At 65.5% G+C, this 16,459-nt stretch carries 15 protein-coding genes; 8 read left to right on the top strand and 7 right to left on the bottom strand.

Going from position 1 to position 16,459, the window contains the following annotated elements; all coding sequences use genetic code 11:
- Positions 1 to 63: 63 nt before the first annotated feature.
- Both FLL57_RS02960 and FLL57_RS02955 read right to left on the bottom strand, forming a co-directional pair.
- Complete coding sequence (locus FLL57_RS02960; protein ID WP_142882095.1) at positions 64 to 885, bottom strand: alpha/beta fold hydrolase; 822 nt, start codon at positions 883 to 885, stop codon at positions 64 to 66.
- 32 nt (positions 886 to 917) lie between these two features.
- The gene (locus tag FLL57_RS02955; RefSeq protein ID WP_142882094.1) at positions 918 to 2,030 is read right to left on the bottom strand and encodes a Zn-dependent alcohol dehydrogenase; all 1,113 of its coding nucleotides are present in this window, start codon (positions 2,028 to 2,030) and stop codon (positions 918 to 920) included.
- Between the two features lie 192 nt (positions 2,031 to 2,222).
- Here FLL57_RS02955 and FLL57_RS02950 point away from each other — a divergent pair, with 192 nt between their 5' ends.
- Entirely contained in the window at positions 2,223 to 2,948 is a 726-nt protein-coding gene (locus FLL57_RS02950; RefSeq protein WP_047309631.1) for a Crp/Fnr family transcriptional regulator, read from the top strand.
- Positions 2,949 to 2,972: 24 nt separating this feature from the next.
- Here the strand turns inward: FLL57_RS02950 and hcrB are convergent, their stop codons facing one another.
- The 3 genes from hcrB to hcrC are packed head-to-tail and all read right to left on the bottom strand — an operon-like array spanning position 2,973 to position 6,774.
- Positions 2,973 to 3,956, bottom strand: coding sequence for a 4-hydroxybenzoyl-CoA reductase subunit beta (hcrB, locus tag FLL57_RS02945; RefSeq protein ID WP_142882093.1), 984 nt, complete (start codon positions 3,954 to 3,956; stop codon positions 2,973 to 2,975).
- The gene (gene hcrA / locus FLL57_RS02940) at positions 3,953 to 6,286 is read right to left on the bottom strand and encodes a 4-hydroxybenzoyl-CoA reductase subunit alpha (RefSeq protein WP_142882092.1); all 2,334 of its coding nucleotides are present in this window, start codon (positions 6,284 to 6,286) and stop codon (positions 3,953 to 3,955) included. The genes hcrB and hcrA overlap by 4 nt, the downstream gene beginning before the upstream one ends.
- A complete protein-coding gene (hcrC, locus tag FLL57_RS02935; protein ID WP_047309628.1) occupies positions 6,283 to 6,774 on the bottom strand; it encodes a 4-hydroxybenzoyl-CoA reductase subunit gamma in 492 nt (163 codons plus the stop codon). The genes hcrA and hcrC overlap by 4 nt, the downstream gene beginning before the upstream one ends.
- 165 nt (positions 6,775 to 6,939) lie before the next feature.
- Between hcrC and FLL57_RS02930 the strand changes: the two genes are divergently transcribed.
- The 7 genes from FLL57_RS02930 (at position 6,940) to FLL57_RS02900 (ending at position 14,464) form a co-directional block, all read left to right on the top strand.
- Positions 6,940 to 8,559: a benzoate-CoA ligase family protein gene (locus FLL57_RS02930; RefSeq protein WP_142882091.1), complete on the top strand. Its 1,620-nt coding sequence runs from the start codon at positions 6,940 to 6,942 to the stop codon at positions 8,557 to 8,559.
- A gap of 174 nt (positions 8,560 to 8,733) precedes the next feature.
- Positions 8,734 to 9,912 carry an ABC transporter substrate-binding protein gene (locus FLL57_RS02925; protein WP_013503781.1) on the top strand — a complete coding sequence of 393 codons (1,179 nt, stop codon included), beginning with the start codon at positions 8,734 to 8,736 and terminating at the stop codon, positions 9,910 to 9,912.
- Between the two features lie 81 nt (positions 9,913 to 9,993).
- Positions 9,994 to 10,854 (top strand): branched-chain amino acid ABC transporter permease, encoded by an 861-nt coding sequence (locus FLL57_RS02920; protein ID WP_013503782.1) that lies wholly within the window; start codon positions 9,994 to 9,996, stop codon positions 10,852 to 10,854.
- A gap of 2 nt (positions 10,855 to 10,856) precedes the next feature.
- A complete protein-coding gene (locus FLL57_RS02915; RefSeq protein ID WP_142882090.1) occupies positions 10,857 to 12,644 on the top strand; it encodes a branched-chain amino acid ABC transporter ATP-binding protein/permease in 1,788 nt (595 codons plus the stop codon).
- Positions 12,641 to 13,363 (top strand): ABC transporter ATP-binding protein, encoded by a 723-nt coding sequence (locus tag FLL57_RS02910; RefSeq protein WP_142882089.1) that lies wholly within the window; start codon positions 12,641 to 12,643, stop codon positions 13,361 to 13,363. Before FLL57_RS02915 ends, FLL57_RS02910 begins: the two co-directional genes overlap by 4 nt.
- A 140-nt stretch (positions 13,364 to 13,503) precedes the next feature.
- Positions 13,504 to 13,938 (top strand): GNAT family N-acetyltransferase, encoded by a 435-nt coding sequence (locus FLL57_RS02905; protein WP_235677198.1) that lies wholly within the window; start codon positions 13,504 to 13,506, stop codon positions 13,936 to 13,938.
- Between the two features lie 61 nt (positions 13,939 to 13,999).
- Positions 14,000 to 14,464 carry an Rrf2 family transcriptional regulator gene (locus FLL57_RS02900; protein WP_142882087.1) on the top strand — a complete coding sequence of 155 codons (465 nt, stop codon included), beginning with the start codon at positions 14,000 to 14,002 and terminating at the stop codon, positions 14,462 to 14,464.
- Positions 14,465 to 14,510: 46 nt separating this feature from the next.
- Here FLL57_RS02900 and FLL57_RS02895 read toward each other — a convergent pair whose 3' ends face one another.
- Together FLL57_RS02895 and FLL57_RS02890 are read right to left on the bottom strand one after the other, a co-directional pair.
- The gene (locus FLL57_RS02895; protein ID WP_011156229.1) at positions 14,511 to 14,756 is read right to left on the bottom strand and encodes a YfhL family 4Fe-4S dicluster ferredoxin; all 246 of its coding nucleotides are present in this window, start codon (positions 14,754 to 14,756) and stop codon (positions 14,511 to 14,513) included.
- A 17-nt stretch (positions 14,757 to 14,773) separates the two neighbouring features.
- On the bottom strand, positions 14,774 to 16,348 hold the full coding sequence (locus FLL57_RS02890; protein WP_142882086.1) for a benzoate-CoA ligase family protein: 1,575 nt from the start codon (positions 16,346 to 16,348) through the stop codon (positions 14,774 to 14,776).
- Between the last annotated feature and the right edge of the window lie 111 nt (positions 16,349 to 16,459).

The raw sequence follows: 16,459 nt of genomic DNA, 5'->3' as shown, positions 1-16,459 counted from the left end.
GCAAGTCCAGCCGCAAATGCGACTGTGATGCATTTTAGTGCGCGACCGGCGTCGTCGACGACCTCAGGCCGCCCGGCCGTCCTTCGCCTCGGCGTGGCCGCTCAGGATGCGGTCTGCGAAGTCAGCGATCAGCCGCAGAGTCGCCTCGGCCGCTTCGCGGTGCGGCGAATGACCTGCTCCCGCGAGCAGCTCCACTTCGAGCGGGCAGTAGCATTCCGAACGTGCGATCTCGATCTGCCGCATCGTTCCGTACTGATCGTTCTCGCCCTGCACGATCTGCAGCGGCACCCGGATGTAAGCGAGCGAGTCGGCGATGTCCCAGGCGCGGAACGCCGGATCGAGCCAAGCGTCGTTCCAGCCGTAAAAGGCATTGTCGACGTCGTCGTGCCAGCGCGCCAGCTTGGCCCGCAGCTCGGTCGTCTGGTAGGTCGTGCGGATCGCCGCGATCGACGCCACCGAAATGTCTTCGACGACGAAGTGCGGCGCGATCAGCGAGACGCCGCGGATGCGGTGATCGGCGACACCGCCGGCATACAGCGCCGCAATCGAGGCGCCGTCGGAGTGGCCGACCAGCAAGCCGCGGCGAAAGCCGATCTGGTCAAGCACCCGCGGCAGGACCTGTAGAGCCTCGCGATGCATGTAGTCGAGTGGGCGCGGCAACGCGGCCGGCGTCGAGCGGCCATAGCCGGCCCGGGAATATGCGAACACGCCGGCACCGGTCGCGGCCGCGAGCTTGTCCGGAAATTCGCCCCACAACGCCGCCGAGCCCAAACCTTCGTGCAGCAGCACAAGGGTGGGTGCGACGTCCGGCTGCGGACCAACGAAGCGATACTCCAACTGGGCGCCTTCGATTGCCAGCGTGCCGGTCGGACTCAGGCCTACCATTATGTTTCCTCTTATCGTTAGCTCGCACGGATTCAGTCGATCAGCACCACGCCGCGCAGGTTTCGCCCGGCATCGAGGTCGGCATAGCCTTGGTTGATCTCGTCCAGCCGATAGGTCCGGCTGATCAGCTCACCGAGCTTAAGATCGCCGCGGCGATACAGACCCAGCAGTTCAGGAATCTGAAGCCTCGGGCTGGCGAAGCCGTACACCGCGCCCATGATCGCCTTCTGGGTGGCAAACAGTTCCAGAGGCGGCACGTCGATCTGCTTGACGGTGTCGGGCGTGATCGCAGTGACCACAACGTTGCCGGCCTTCGCGGTGGCACGAAACGCCGGCAGCAGCGTTTCGGCTGGGTTGATGCAGACGAAGGCGTGATCGACGCCAGTGCCCTCGGTCAAGGCCAATACTGCGCTGATCAACTCATCGCGTTGCGCCGTGGTGCCGTGGGTGGCGCCGAAAGCCCGCGCCCATTCCAGCTTCTGTGCGATGATGTCGGCGGCGATGATCATCGAAGCGCCGCAGAGTTTTGCGCCCTGCACCACGTTCATGCCGTCGCCGCCGCAGCCGACCACCAGCACCGTATCGCCCGGCTTGACGCGCGCGCGATACCGCGCGGCGCCGACGCCGGCCGGCACGCCGCAGGCGATCAGGCTGGCATGATCGAGCGGAACGTCCTTGTCGATCACCAGCACCGAGGCCTGGTCGACCACGGTGGCCTCCGCAAACGCCCCGATCATGCAGAAGGCGCCGACGTCGCAACCGTCGGCATCGCGCCGGCGAAAGCTGCCGTCAAGTTGCGGCCCGTGGGTGATGCGAGGGCCCTCGGCGCACAGATGATGCAATCCTCGCAGGCACCACCGACAGCGCCCGCAGCCGGGAATGAAAGTGAGCACCACGTGATCGCCCGGGGCAATGCCCTGCACCTGATCGCCGATCAGGTCGACCACGCCGGCGGCTTCATGGCCCAGCACCATCGGCTGCATCGCGACTCGTCGCTCGCCGCGCATCACGTGATAGTCCGTCCGGCACAGGCCGATCGCTGCGAGCCGCACCAAGACTTCGGTCGGCTGCGGCGGGTCCAGCACAACCCGCTCGACGCGTAACGCCGCGCCGACCTCCCGAAACACCGCCGCCCGAATGTCCATGCCCACAGGTTAGCAGCGGTTCGCAGGTTTTCAACGCATCTCCGGAGGCGCTGCTCCGTCACTGCTCTGCAGCATCGCGCTGCAACGCAATACAATTTCGTACCGGAATGCCCAAAATAGTTGATGGCGATCAAGGAAGCGCGAAACGCGCCTGGGGTGTAGTTGGCGTAACCAAGATTGGAAACGCTCTCGATGGCTTCGAAGCTCACCGGTGGTGATCTGCAGATCATCACCCGGATCGCCGTGTTTCGCGGACTGAAGGCGGAGACCGTCGCGCACATGATCGCGCCGGCCACTGCGATCAGCCTGCGAGCGCGCGAATCGATCGTGCGTCAGGACGAGCCGGCGACAGCTTTCTTTATCGTCGTCAGCGGCTGGGTAAAGCTGTTTCGCAGCAACCTGGCCGGCGACGAGGCGGTGATCGAGATCATGAGCCGCGGCGGCAGCTTCGCCGAAGCCGCGGCGCTGACCGGCCACCGCTATCTGGCCAACGCCGAAGCCGTCACCGACGCGCGGGTCGCGCGAATCCCTGCTGATCATCTGGTCCGCTGCATCCGAGCCAATCCGGATATCTCGGTGCCGATGATCGCTTCGATCTGCCAGCACATGCACCATCTGGTGCAGCGCGTCGAACAGCTCAAGGCGCAGAGCGGGGTGCAGCGGCTCGCCGAATTCCTCGCCTCGCTGGCGATCGCCGAGCACGGCTCCTGCGCGCTTGTGCTGCCCTACGACAAGGCGCTGATCGCCGGTGAGTTGGGGTTGACGCCGGAATCGCTGTCGCGGGCCTTCGCCAAGCTGCGCAGCATCGGCGTCACTGTCGAGGCGTCGCAAGTCGCGGTGCGCGATGTCGCAAGGTTGCGCAAGCTGGCAACCGACGGCCGCAGTGCGGTGCGCGGCAAGCTGCAGGCCGTGCGTTGAAGCGTGATCGTGGATGGATCCAGATTACACCAGCGCCAGCGAGGCGAACAGCTCGGCCGTGATGCGGCTCGCCAGGGCCGCCGCGACGACGCGCCGGTAGTTGGCCGGCATCAGCGTCGTCCGCATCGGTTGCACTTGCTTCTGCACCAGCCGATCGATCTCGCGCAGCATCGCATCGTCGAGCGGCCGCTGCGTAAAGGCGGCGGTTTCGGCGAGCAGGAACGGCCTTGAATTGGTCCCTGTCAGCGCGATGCGAAGTTGCCCGATCTTGGAGCCCGAACGTGTCAGCGCAACAGCGACGCCGGCAAGCGGATAGTCGATCGCGCCGCGCTGCCGCACCTTGACGTAGCGCGACGCAGGCGGGTCGGGCGACAGCCGAACCGCAACAACGACCTCGCCTGGCCGCAGCGCGAGATGCGCCCGCCCATCTTCAACATACAATTCGGCGAGCGCGATGCGGCGCCGGCCGCCCGGCCCGGCGATCTCGACCTCGGCGCCGAGCACCAGCAGGGCCGGCGCAAGATCGCCGCTGAAGGCGGCGTGGCAGCGGTTGCCCTTGGGTGCGACGTGGCAGGTGTCGCCGCGGTTCTTCAGACAGTACGAATTCGCCCGCCGCCACCATTCGCTTTGGTTGTAATAGATGCAGCGGGTGTCGAGGCAGAGATTGCCGCCGACGGTCCCAAGCTTGCGATGACCGGGCCCCGCCACACTGCGAGCAGCTTCACTCAGCGCCGGATAGCGGGCCGCAACCAGACTGTCGGCGGCGAGGGTCGCCACGGTGACTCCGGCGCCGATGGTCACGCCGCTGCCATCGACGACGAGCCGTTTGATCTCGGCGATGCCGGTGGTGTCGATCAGCATCTCAGGCTGAGCGATGCCGCGCCGCATGTTGACGAGCAGATCCGTGCCGCCGCCGAGCAGCCGTCCTCCCGGATGCGCCAGCAGTGCGGCGATCGCCTCATCGATCGAGCCCGGACGAAGCAAATTCAACGCATTCAGACCCGTCATGAGGCGGCCCTCACCGCCACCGCCCGCTTCGCTTCGCGCCGCCTCCGCGCCAGCGCCTCGACGACGCGATCAGGCGTCGCCGGCAGATCATCGAGATCGATGCCGATCGCATTGGCGACGGCGTTGACCATCGCCGGCGGAAAACCAGCGAGCGCACCTTCGCTGGCCTCCTTGGCACCGAACGGCCCAAACGGATCGACGCTCTCGACGATTGCAACCTCGATCGGCGGCGATTCGATCATCGTCGGCATCCGGTATTCGAGAAAGCTGGCATGCGCGGGCAGTCCGTCGAGATAGCGCGTCTCCTCGCACATTGCCTGCCCCATCCCCATCCACACCGCGCCCTGCACCTGCCCGACCACCGCGAGCGGATTGATGGCGCGACCGCAATCGAGCGCCGCCCAGACCTTGTCGACAGTGATCAGGCCGGTCGCGTCGTCAACGCTGACCTCGACCACCTGGGCGGCGTAGCTGAATCCCATGGTCGAGCCGACCGCGCCGCCGCGATGCTTGCCGCCCTGCGATTCCGGCGGGCAAGTGAAGGTGCCCTTGACCGTGATGGCACCCTCGTCGACCAGCGCTGCTTTCACTACCTCGGCAAAGCCGAGCGCGGCCTGGGCCCCGCTGCCGATCAGGAAGCTCTCGCCGGCACACTCGATCTGCTCCGGCGCGGCTTCGAGTTTGCGCGCGGCCGCCGCGATCAGGATCTGTTTCAACTTGGTCGCCGCATCGATGGCGGCATTGCCGACCATGAAGGTGATGCGCGACGAATACGCGCCATTGTCCTTCGGAGTGATGGCGGAATCGCCGGAGATCACCCGGACCCGGTCGAGCGCGATGCCCAGCGTTTCTGCGACGGTGATCGCCACCACCGTCGAAGAACCCTGGCCGATGTCGGCGGCGCCGGTGAGCGCGGTGACGCCGCCGTCGAAATCGAGCCGCAGCGCCACCACCGCGTGGGGTTCGCCGGTGAAGTGGATCGGCTTGGCCGAGCCGCTGACGTAGTGCGAGCAGGCCATGCCGAGGCCCTTGCCCGGCGGCAACCTGCCGATCCGATCGCGCCAGCCGCTGGCGCGCTCGACCTTGTCGAGGCACTCGGCGAGGCCGTAGCTGTTGACCATCAGATCGTTGAGCGTGCGCGTCGGCGCCGCCAGCAGATTGGCACGGCGCACCGCAAAAGGATCGAGGCCGAGTTCACGCGCCATCCGATCGATCAGATTCTCGAAGGCATGACGGACGTCGACCGAACCGTGCCCACGCATCGCGCCGCACGGCGGCAGGTTGGTGTAGATGCGGTAGCCGTCGTATTTGACCGCCGGAATGTCGTAGAGCCCCTGCAGCAGCGCACCGGCATACAGGATGGTGACGATGCCGTAGCCCGCATAGGCACCGCCGCGCTGCACCACTTCGCACGAACAGGCGGTGAACCGGCCGTCGCGGCGTATGCCGATCTTCAAGGTGACGTCGGTCTGCGGCCGGGCGCGATGGGTGATGAACGTCTCTTCGCGGCTCAGCCGCATCGACACCCTGCCGCCGGCCTTGCGGGCGAGCAGCGCGGCGATCACCTCGAAGTTCAGCACCTCCACCCGCGCGCCGAAGCCGCCGCCGACGAACGGCTTGATCACCCGTACCCGCGACGGATCGATCTCGAGGCAGCGCGCCAGCATCAGATGCAAATAATAGCTGACCTGCGACACGCTCTGCACCGTAAGCCGCCCGGTGACCGGATCGTACTCCATCAGGCAGGCATGCGGCTCGATCTGGGCGTGGTTGACCTCGGCACAATGGTGCGTGTGGCTACGGATCAAATCGGCGGCTTCGAAACCTGCGGCGAGATCGCCGAACTCGTTGTGAACCTCGCGTTCGATATTGCCCGGCTTGTTGTCGTGCAGCAGCCAGGCGTCAGGGGCACGCGCGGCCTCCGACTCGTAGTAGGCCGGCAGCTCGCGCAGATCGAGCTCGATCAGGTCGAGCGCGCGCTGCGCCGTCTCGGCATCGACCGCCGCCACTGCCGCAACCGGTTCGCCGCGATACCGGACACGGTCGCGCGCCATCGGATACTCGTTCATCGCGATCGGCAGCACACCGTAGGTGATCGCGCAATCCTCGCCGGTGACGATCGCCGCGACCCCCTTCAGCGCCAGCGCCTTGCTGATATCGACCCGAACGATCTCGCCGTGACTGATCGGACTGCGCAAGATGCGTGCGACCCACGCGCCGGCATGATCGAGGTCGGCGGTGTAACGCGCCCGCCCTGTCACCTTGTCGACGCCGTCGACCAGCGGCACGCCGGCACGGTCGAGCCCCCCCTGGAACGCCGGACCGCTCATGGCGAAATCTCCGCGGCGGCCTGCACCGATTCAACGATCTTGGCGTAGCCGGTGCAGCGGCAGAGATTGCCGGACAGCGCCATCCTGATCTCGTCCTCGGTCGGCGACGGATTGCGGCGTAGCAGGCCTTCCGCCGCCATGATCATGCCCGGCGTGCAGAAGCCGCACTGCGCGCCGAGATGGTCATGAAAGGTCTGTTGCAGTCGATGCAACCGCCCGTTCGCCGCTAGACCTTCGACCGTTTCGACATGCCGCCCCTCGCAGCGCACTGCGAGCACCAGGCACGACGGCGCCGGCTCGCCGTCGATCAGCACCGTGCAGGCGCCGCACTCGCCGCCGTCGCAGCCGATCTTGACGCCGGTGAGGCCCGCAACGTCGCGCAGGTAATCGACCAGCAGCATGTCGTCGGTGACCGCGTCCTCGCGCCATCGGCCGTTGACGTTCAGGCCGAGCAGCCGCTTGCGGCGTCGCAACATCATTTCATCCATGGGTCGCTCCCTCGCCGCAAGACTGTCGGCGCGGGAGGGCGACATCCATGACCAAAGTCAAGCGATCGTCACGCCGCACAACCGACGAACCGCTTAGCAAAAATCAAGGAGATCACTTCAGGTGGACGCTTAGATCAAATCAACTCAACGACGGCGGAGGGGGCAATGCCGCTACGCGACTACAACGCGGCGGTCGATTTCGTCGATCGCAACGTTGCGGAAGGCCGGGGCGGCAAGATCGCCTTCATCGATCCGCAGCGCAGCTTGAATTATGGCGAGCTCCGCGACGCCGTCGCACGTGTCGGCCCGATGCTGGCGCGCCTCGGCGTCGAGCAGGAAAATCGTATTGCGCTGGTGCTCAAGGACACCGTCGACTTCCCGATCCTGTTTTGGGGCGCGATCCGCGCCGGCATTGTACCGGTACTGCTCAACACCCGGCTGAATGCGGACCAGTATCGCTATCTGCTGGAGGATTCGCGATCGAAAGTGGTGTTCGCTTCCTCGGAATTCTTGCCGGCGATCGAGGAGGCCGCGGCCGATCTGCCGCATCTGCGCACAATCGTCGCCGTCGGCGACACTCTATCGCCGACCTTGCAACTGGCCGATCTGCTCGCCGCAGAGCATGAAGGCGGCGCACCGGCGGCAACCTGCGCCGACGATATCGCCTATTGGCAATATTCCTCCGGCACCACGGGAATGCCGAAGGGCGTGATGCACGTGCATTCGAGTCCGCGGGTGATGGCGGAGAACGCCGGCCGCCGGATCGGCTACCGCGAAGACGACGTGGTGTTCTCGGCGGCCAAGCTGTTCTTCGCCTATGGGCTCGGCAACGCGATGTTCTGCACCATGGGGATCGGCGCCACCTCGGTGCTGTACCCCGAGCGGCCAACCGCCGACACGGTGTTCGATACTTTGCAGGCGCACCAGCCGACGATGCTGTTCGCCGTGCCGACGCTGTATGCCGCGATGCTGGCCGATCCGCGCTCGCGCACCGAGACGCTCCCGGACCAGCTACGCCTGTGCGTGTCCGCCGGTGAACCGCTGCCGGCGCAGGTCGGGCTCAACTGGCGCAATCGCTTCGGCCGCGACATCGTCAACGGAGTCGGCTCGACCGAGATGGGCCACCTGTTCCTGACCAACCTCCCACACGCCGTGGAATACGGAACGTCGGGAGTACCGGTCGACGGCTATCGACTGCGGCTGGTCGACGAGAGCGGCCAGGACGTCGCCGACGACGAGATCGGCGAGTTGCTGGTGAGCGGCGGCTCGTCGGCCGCGGGCTACTGGAATCAGCGCGACAAGACACGAACAACTTTCGTCGGTGAATGGACCCGGACCGGAGATAAATACTACCGGCGCGCCGACGGCGTTTACACCTATTGCGGGCGAACCGACGACATCTTCAAAGTCAGCGGCATCTGGGTGTCACCGTTCGAAATCGAACAGGCGCTGATGAGTCACGCCAAGGTGCTGGAAGCCGCGGTGATTCCGGCCGAGGACACCGATGGGCTGGTGAAGCCGAAAGCGTTCATCGTGCTGGAGTCGCACGCCGAAATCGATCCCGGCGCGCTGTTCGACGAACTGAAGGAGCACGTCAAGTCTGCGATCGGGCCATGGAAATATCCGCGCTGGATTCAGATCATGGACGATCTGCCGAAGACGTCGAGCGGCAAGCTGCAGCGCTATCTGCTGCGCGAGATGACGCTCGGCGAAGCTGAAGCCACGGAAAGCGCGCGTTCCACTTCCACGCTTTACGGGCGGGCCACCGCCGGCAACGCACGATGACAGCCAAGTCGGGCTTGCGGGTGCAGCGCAATATCAGCGAGACTGACGATGCGACCATCGGCCTCATTGGTGTCTCGCAGAATGATCTGGCTCGATGTAATAGTCGCAATAAAGTACCGAAAAAACACAATGACGAGCTGATCGCTCGCGAGGAAGACCGAGGGGAGGACTACCATGATCGATCGACGTCGTCTGTTGTCGCTCGGAGCGTCGGCCGGTGCCGCGCTGGCGTGCGGCCCGTTCATTCGCCCGTCCTACGCGCAGGCCGGCGCGCTGAAGGTCGGGCTGCTGCTGCCTTATAGCGGGACTTATGCACCGCTCGGCGAAGCGATCACCCGCGGGCTCGAGCTGTATGTGCAGTCGCAGGGCGGCAAGCTCGCGGGCCGCAGCATCAGCTTCGTCAAAGTCGACGATGAATCCGCGCCGCCCAAGGCCACCGAGCTGACCACCAAGCTGATCCAGAGCGAGAAGGCCGACGTGCTGGTTGGCACGGTGCATTCCGGCGTCGCGATGGCGATGGTGAAGATCGCCCGCGAGGACGGCATTCCGACGATCGTGCCGAACGCCGGAGCCGACATCATCACCCGCGCGATGTGCGCGCCTAACGTGTTCCGGACCTCGTTCGCCAACGGCCAGATCGGCCGTGCCACCGGCGATGCCATGATCAAGGCCGGCCTGAAGAAGGCCGTGACGGTGACCTGGAAATACGCCGCGGGCGAAGAGATGGTGTCCGGCTTCAAGAAGTCTTTCATCGCCGGCAAGGGCGAGGTGGTGAAGGACATCACCATCGCGTTCCCCGACGTCGAATTCCAATCGGCGCTGGCCGAGATCGCCTCGCTGAAGCCGGACTGCGTCTATGCGTTCTTCTCCGGCGGCGGAGCGCTGAAATTCATCAAGGATTATGCGGCGGCCAATCTCGGCATCCCGCTGTGGGGGCCCGGCTTCCTCACCGACGGCGTCGAAGCCGCGGCGGGGCCAGCCGGTGACGGCATCAAGACCGTGCTGCACTACGTGGTCGACCTCGACAACGCCGAGAACCTGGCGTTCGTCAAATCATTCGAGGCCGCCTACAAGATCCCGCCGGACGTGTTCGCGGTGCAGGGCTGGGATGCCGGGCAATTGCTCGACGCCGGTCTCAAAGCGGTCGGCGGCGACGTCAGCAAACGCAAGGAGCTGAACGCCGCGATGGCGAAGGCGAGCTTTGCCAGTCCGCGCGGACCGTTCAAACTGTCGGCTGCACACAACCCGGTGCAGAATTTCTATCTGCGCGAGCTGAAGGGCGGCAAGAGCGTCAATCTCGGCCTCGCCGCCCCGGCGGTCGCCGACGAAGCGATCGGCTGCAAGCTGAGCTGACACCCGCCGACACCTGCTGCAGCGGCCGGCGCATCGTCGCCGTCCGCTGTCCCGCACGACCGACATCGGTGACCGGTTCTCATGAGTCTCATCCTAATTCAGGCGCTGAACGGCCTTCAGACCGGGCTGGTGATCTTTCTGGCCGCCAGCGGCCTGACGCTGGTATTCGGCATTCTCGGCGTCATCAATCTCTCGCACGGCTCGTTCTACATGATCGGCGCCTATCTGGCACTGTCTCTGACCGGCATGTTCGGCGACGTCTTCCTGGCGCTGGTCGCCGGCATTCCCCTCGCCTTCCTGCTCGGTCTGGCGATCGAGTGGCTGTTCATCCGCCATCTCTACGATCGCGATCACCTGCAGCAGGTGCTGCTGACCTTCGCGCTGATCCTGATCTTCAACGAATTCCAGCAGGTGGTGTGGGGGTCGTATCCGCACTCGATTCCGGCGCCGAGCTATCTGGCGCACAGCGTCAGGCTCACCGAAGGTCTGAGCTACCCCGTGTATCGGCTCGCCCTGATGGCGATCTGCGTCGCGCTGGCGATCTCGATGGCGCTGATCATTCAGAAGACCCGGATCGGCCGCCTGATCCGCGCCGCCGAATCCAACCGCGAAATGGTCGAGGCGCTCGGCTTCGACTCGCGCCTGATCTTCCGCATGGTTTTCGCCACCGGCGTCGCGCTCGCCGCCACCGCCGGAATGCTCGCGGCTCCGATCGAAAGCGCCTATCCAGGCATCGGCGACCGCGTGCTGATCATCTCCTTCGTGGTGGTGGTGATCGGCGGCATCGGATCGGTGCGCGGCGCGTTCATCGGATCGCTGCTGATCGGCTTGACCGATGCCTTCGGCAAGGTGTTCCTGCCGCAGTTCTCAAGCATCATCATCTATGCGCTGATGGCGCTGGTGCTCGTGATCCGCCCGGCCGGGCTGTTCGGGCGGGCCTGAAGATGCTGACCCGCCCCAACCTCGTCGTCGTCTTGTTCTTCACGGTGCTGCTCGGCTGCCTGCTGGCGCTGCCGTTCGTCGCCGGGCCGTATCCGGTCAAGCTGATGACCCGGATCGTGATCATTGCGACCTTCGTGCTCAGCCTCGATCTCCTGATCGGCGTTACCGGCCTGGTCAGTTTCGGTCACGCCGCCTTCTTCGGCTGCGGCGCCTATGCGGTGTATTTCGTTTCGCCGGAAGCGGAAGCCGCCAATGTCATCGTCGCGCTCGGCGCCGGCTTAGTTGCCGGCGGGCTTGCCGCGCTCGTGATCGGCGCGTTCGCGACGCTGACCCGCGGCTTCTATTTCATCATGGTGACCCTGGCTGCCGGCCAGATGCTGTTCGCGCTGTTCCACGACACCGACATCGCCAAGGGTTCGGACGGCGCCTATATCAACGTCAAGCCCGAGCTGACGCTGGGCGGTCTGACGCTGCTCGATTTCTCCGATCGCCGGCAATTCTATTACGTCTGTGTGGTCGTGCTGATCGCCGCCTATGGACTGCTGCTGGCGCTGGTGCGCTCGCCGTTCGGCCGGGTGCTGCAGGGCATTCGCGCCAACGAGGTGCGGATGAGCTCGCTCGGCTACGACACCTATCGCTACAAGCTCGCCGCCTTCACCATTGCCGGCATGGTGGCGGGGCTCGCCGGTGCGCTGTTCGCATCGATCGACGGCTTCGTCACGCCCGACTTGCTCAACTGGCATCAATCCGGCCTCGCCATCATGATGGTGGTGCTGGGCGGCGCCGGCACGCTGTTCGGCCCGATCCTCGGCGCGCTCGCCTACTCGTCGCTGGAAGAGCTATTGAAGACCGCAAGCATCGTCGGCTCGCTGGTCGCCGACCATTGGCGGCTCGGCACCGGCGCGACGCTGATCGCCGCGGTGCTGATGTCGCCGGACGGCCTCGCCGGTTTGCTGAACTGGCGGCGCAAGCAGCCGCAGATCACACCCGCGCGGCCTCCGGTGGACGAACCGCAGCGTCCGGCGAAGACCGCGAAGGCGCTGGCGACCAGCCATCTCAGCAAGAACTTTAACGGCATCGCGGCAGTCAGCGACGTCACCGTGACGTTCGAGCCCAACAAGGTCCACGCCATCATCGGCCCCAACGGCGCCGGCAAGACCACCTTCACCAACCTGTTGTCCGGCGCGCTGCCCGCCAGCGCCGGCAGTGTGCAGATCGACGAGCTCGACGTCACCGGCTGGCCCGCCTATCGGATCGCCCGCGCCGGACTCGGCCGCTCCTATCAGCGCACCAACATCTTCCCGCGCTTCACCGTGCGCGAGAACTGCGTGCTCGCCGCACAGCTTGACAAGGGCGCGCTGTGGCGGCTTCGCGATGCGCCGTATCGGGTACGCGAACACGCCGCCGTCGACCGCGCGCTGCGGGTCGCAGGGCTCGCCGATCGCGGCGACACCATTGCCGGACGGATGTCGAATGGCGAGCAGCGGCAGCTCGAAATCGCAATGCTGATCGCCTCGGGCGCCGATCTGTTGATCCTCGACGAGCCGCTGGCCGGGATGGGGCCGGAGGAAACCCAGCGGGTGGTGGCGCTGTTGCGTGACCTGGTGCGCGACCACACCGTGATCGTGATCGAGCACGACATGGATGCGGTGTTCGCCGCTGCCGATACGCTGACGGTGCTGGTGCAGGGCAAGTTGCTCGCCCGCGGCCGGCCCGACGAGATCCGGCGCAACGAAGCCGTGCTCGAAGCCTATCTCGGCCATCATGCCAAGATGAAGGAGTCGGCATGACCGCAGCGGCACAGGCGATGCTCGACGCGCGCGGCATCGACACCTTCTATGGGCCCAGCCACATCCTGCGCGGCGTGAACTTCCACGTCGGCCGCGGCGAGACCGTCAGCCTGCTCGGCCGCAACGGCATGGGCAAAACGACGCTGCTGCGGACGCTGATGGGCCTCTTGAAGCCGAAGCGCGGCGCGATCCTGCTCGACGGCCGCGACGTCACCGACGCGAGGGCCAATATCAAGGCGCGGGCCGGCATGGGGTTCGTGCCGGAAGGACGCGGCATCTTCCCGAACCTGTCGGTCGAGGAAAACCTGCTGTTTGCGGCGCGCCCGGGCCCAGATGGCCGGGTCGATTGGACCCGGGAGGCGATCTACCAGATGTTTCCGCGGCTGTTCGAACGGCGGCGGATCTGGGGCAATCAGCTCTCCGGCGGCGAGCAGCAGATGCTGACGATCGGCCGGGTGCTGCTCAGCAATCCCAGCATCCTGCTGATCGACGAAGCGACCGAAGGGCTTGCGCCCAAGATGCGCGACGCGATCTGGGAGACGCTCGGCATCATCGCCCGAAGGGGCATCTCGATCGTGATCGTCGACAAGAATCTCGACGATCTGGTCGACCTGGTCGACCGCCATGTCGTCCTGACCAAGGGGCAGGTGGTGTTCGAGGGCACTTCCGCCGAACTGCTCGCCGATCAGGAGATGGTCAGAACCATGCTGGGCGTCTGAACCGCCTCGTCTCAAAGATCAATCGACGCCCCGCGCCGTGGCTGCATAATCCGCATCAGGAGCCGGGATCACGCGGCACCACGAGGGAGGACAACGCGATGAGTGCAAGCAGCATCACCGCGGCGGAGCCGTACCGCGATGTGCAGATCCGGCCCGCTGCCGCGCCGGATGTGGCGCGCGTGGCGGCGATCGACGAGGCGGCGACCGGCGAAGTCAAGCCGCGGTATTGGCAAAGCCTGTTTGAGAGTTTCTCGCAGAGCCGCGCCGGATGCCGCGCCTTCCTGGTCGCCGAGCTGAAAGGTCAGGTGGTCGGATTCATCTGCGGCGAAGTGCGGGACTTCGAGTTCGGTGCGGAAAGCTGCGGCTGGGTGTTTGCGTTGACCGTCGATCCTGCGATAAGGGTGAACAGTATCGGCACGCAACTCTTTGAAGAGATTTGTCTAATTTTCACTCAGGCGGGGGTCAGGAAGGTCCGCACGATGATCGAGCACGACAATCAGCTCGTCATGGCGTTCTTCCGCAGTCAGGGCCTGATGGTCGGCCGGTTCATCGGAATGGAAAAGAATCTCGACTGATCGAACCGTCCCGACACGCTCGCGCGGTTTGTGGTCGAGACCAACACGAAGATTGACGCCGATGCGGCTGCAGAAATCGACGATGTGTGGACTGTACGCCGTGCTCGAACTCGCGGCGAATCCGGATCGTCAGGTTTCGGCCGGCGACATCGCCGACAAATACGACATTTCGCTCAATCATCTGGCCAAGGTGCTGCGCACCTTGGTGCGGGCGCGGCTGATCGAATCGGTGCGCGGCCCCGGCGGCGGCTATCGCTTCGCCGGCAATCCCAAGCGCGTCACCCTGCTCGACATCATCGCGTTGTTCGAAGACACCGGCCTCGATCTGCAGGAGGCCGCCTCCGACGAGCATGAAGAGAGCCGCGCGCTGCACAAGGTTCTGCGCGACATCGACGAGATCGCGATGACGACGCTGCGGTCGGTATCGATCACCTCGCTGCTCAAGGTAATCGACACCGAACGCCGCAAGGCCGATCGCGGTCCGAACGGCGCCTCGACGCGGCATTCGTCCGCCGGACGGGCGTGATCCGCGCCGGCTTCGGACAAGCCGACGCGACATCTGGCGACACCGCTCAGGAATGCAATTGCTGGTACTTGTCCTGCAACTGCTCGGGCGTCTCGCGCCAATCCGGATTGGGCACGATGCAATCGGCCGGGCAGACGAGCTGGCACTGAGGCTCGTCCTCGGCGCCGACACACTCGGTGCAGCGGAGCGCATCGACCGCGTAGATCGTGTCGCTCGCCGAGATCGCCTGGTTCGGACACACCGGCCGGCACGCGTCGCAGGCCGTGCAGTCCTCGTTGATCATCAGCGCCATATCGCCCTCCTCCCGGTTCAGCCCAACACACCCTCGCGCAGCTTGAAGCGCTGAATCTTGCCAGTGGCGGTCTTCGGCAGTTCAGCGACGAACACCGTGCTCCGCGGATATTTGTACGGCGCCAGCCGATCCTTGATGAAAGTCTTCAGCTCGGTCTCCGACAGAGTCTGACCCGGCCGCGCCACCACATAGGCCTTCGGCTTGGTCAGGCCGTGCTCGTCGGCGACGCCGACCACGGCAGCTTCGAGTACGCCGGGATGCTGCACCAGCGTCGCTTCGATCTCGAACGGGCTGACATAGATGCCGCTGACCTTCAGCATGTCGTCGGTGCGGCCCGCATAGGTGTAGGAGCCGTCGTCGTTGCGGACGTATTTGTCGCCGCTCTTGGTCCAGCCGCCCTGAAAGGTGTCTCGGCTCTTGGCCCGGTTGCCCCAATACATCGTCGCCGACGACGGGCCGTGAATGTAGAGATCGCCGGGCTCACCGTCGGCGACAGGGCCGCCGCCGTCGCCGCGCAGCTCGATCTGATAGCCCGGCACTGGCCATCCGGTGGTGCCGTAGCGCACCCGGTCCGGCAGGTTCGACAGGAAGATGTGCAACATCTCGGTCGAGCCGATGCCGTCGACGATGTCGATGCCGAAATGGCGCTGGAACCGCTGCCCGATCTCCGCCGGCAGCGCCTCGCCCGCCGAGGACGCGAGCCGCAACGCTACCTGGTCGCGAGACGGCAGGTTCGGCGCGGCCAGCATGCCGGCGTAGCCGGTCGGCGCGCCGTAGAACACGGTCGGCTTCACCCCGCCTACACCGCCGAGCCAGCGCTTGAACACCGCGTCCGGCGTCGGCCGCTCGCCCATCAGCAGCGTGGTGGCGCCGACCGTCATCGGAAAGGTGAGCGCGTTGCCGAGGCCGTAGGCGAAAAACAGTTTCGCCGCCGAAAAGCAGACGTCGTCCTCGCGCAGGTGCAGCGTGTTGCGGCCGTACAGCTCAGAGGTCCAGTACGGATTGGCGTGGGTGTGCACCACCCCCTTCGGCCGCCCGGTCGAACCCGACGAATACAACCAGAATGCCGGATCGTCCGCTTGCGTAGCGGCGGGCTTGTCGAGCGGCGCCTTTGCGCCGACGAACTCGGCGAAATCGACCTCACCCGGCTCCAGCGGAGCCGCGGGGCGCGAGACGATCACCCGCTGAACCTCGTGATCGCTCTTGGTCAGCGCCGCCTTCAGCACCGGATGTAGCGCGCCACTGACCAGCACCGCCTGGGCGCGCGAATGCTCCAGCATGTAGGCGTAGTCATCGGCGGTCAGCAGCGTGTTAACCGCGACCGGGACGATGCCTGCATAAATTGCGCCGAGAAACGACACCGGCCAGTCGGTGCCGTCGAGCATCAGCAGCAGCACGCGCTCTTCGCGTTTGACGCCGATCGCGCGCAAGGCAGCCGCGAGCTGACGCGCCTGGGCTTCGAGCTGCGCGAAGCTCAGCGACGAGACATCGTCGACGAACGCCGTCTTGTCCGGCCGGACGCGATTCGTCTGCAGCAGATGTTCGGCGAAATTGAATTTCTCGGGTGGCGGCGTGACCGCGGCGGCATTCATGGTTTCCTCCTGATCGCCTTTATGGTTGTCCGGAAGCGATCTTGACGCCGCTTTCCGCTCGCCGGTTGTGAATGCCGATATCGGCATCCACCCGGCTTCAGGCTGATCGCA

Origin of the sequence: Rhodopseudomonas palustris (genome assembly GCF_007005445.1) — a bacterium.
Classification (GTDB): Bacteria; Pseudomonadota; Alphaproteobacteria; order Rhizobiales; family Xanthobacteraceae; genus Rhodopseudomonas; species Rhodopseudomonas palustris_G.
This window is presented reverse-complemented; position numbering and strand designations above follow the sequence as displayed.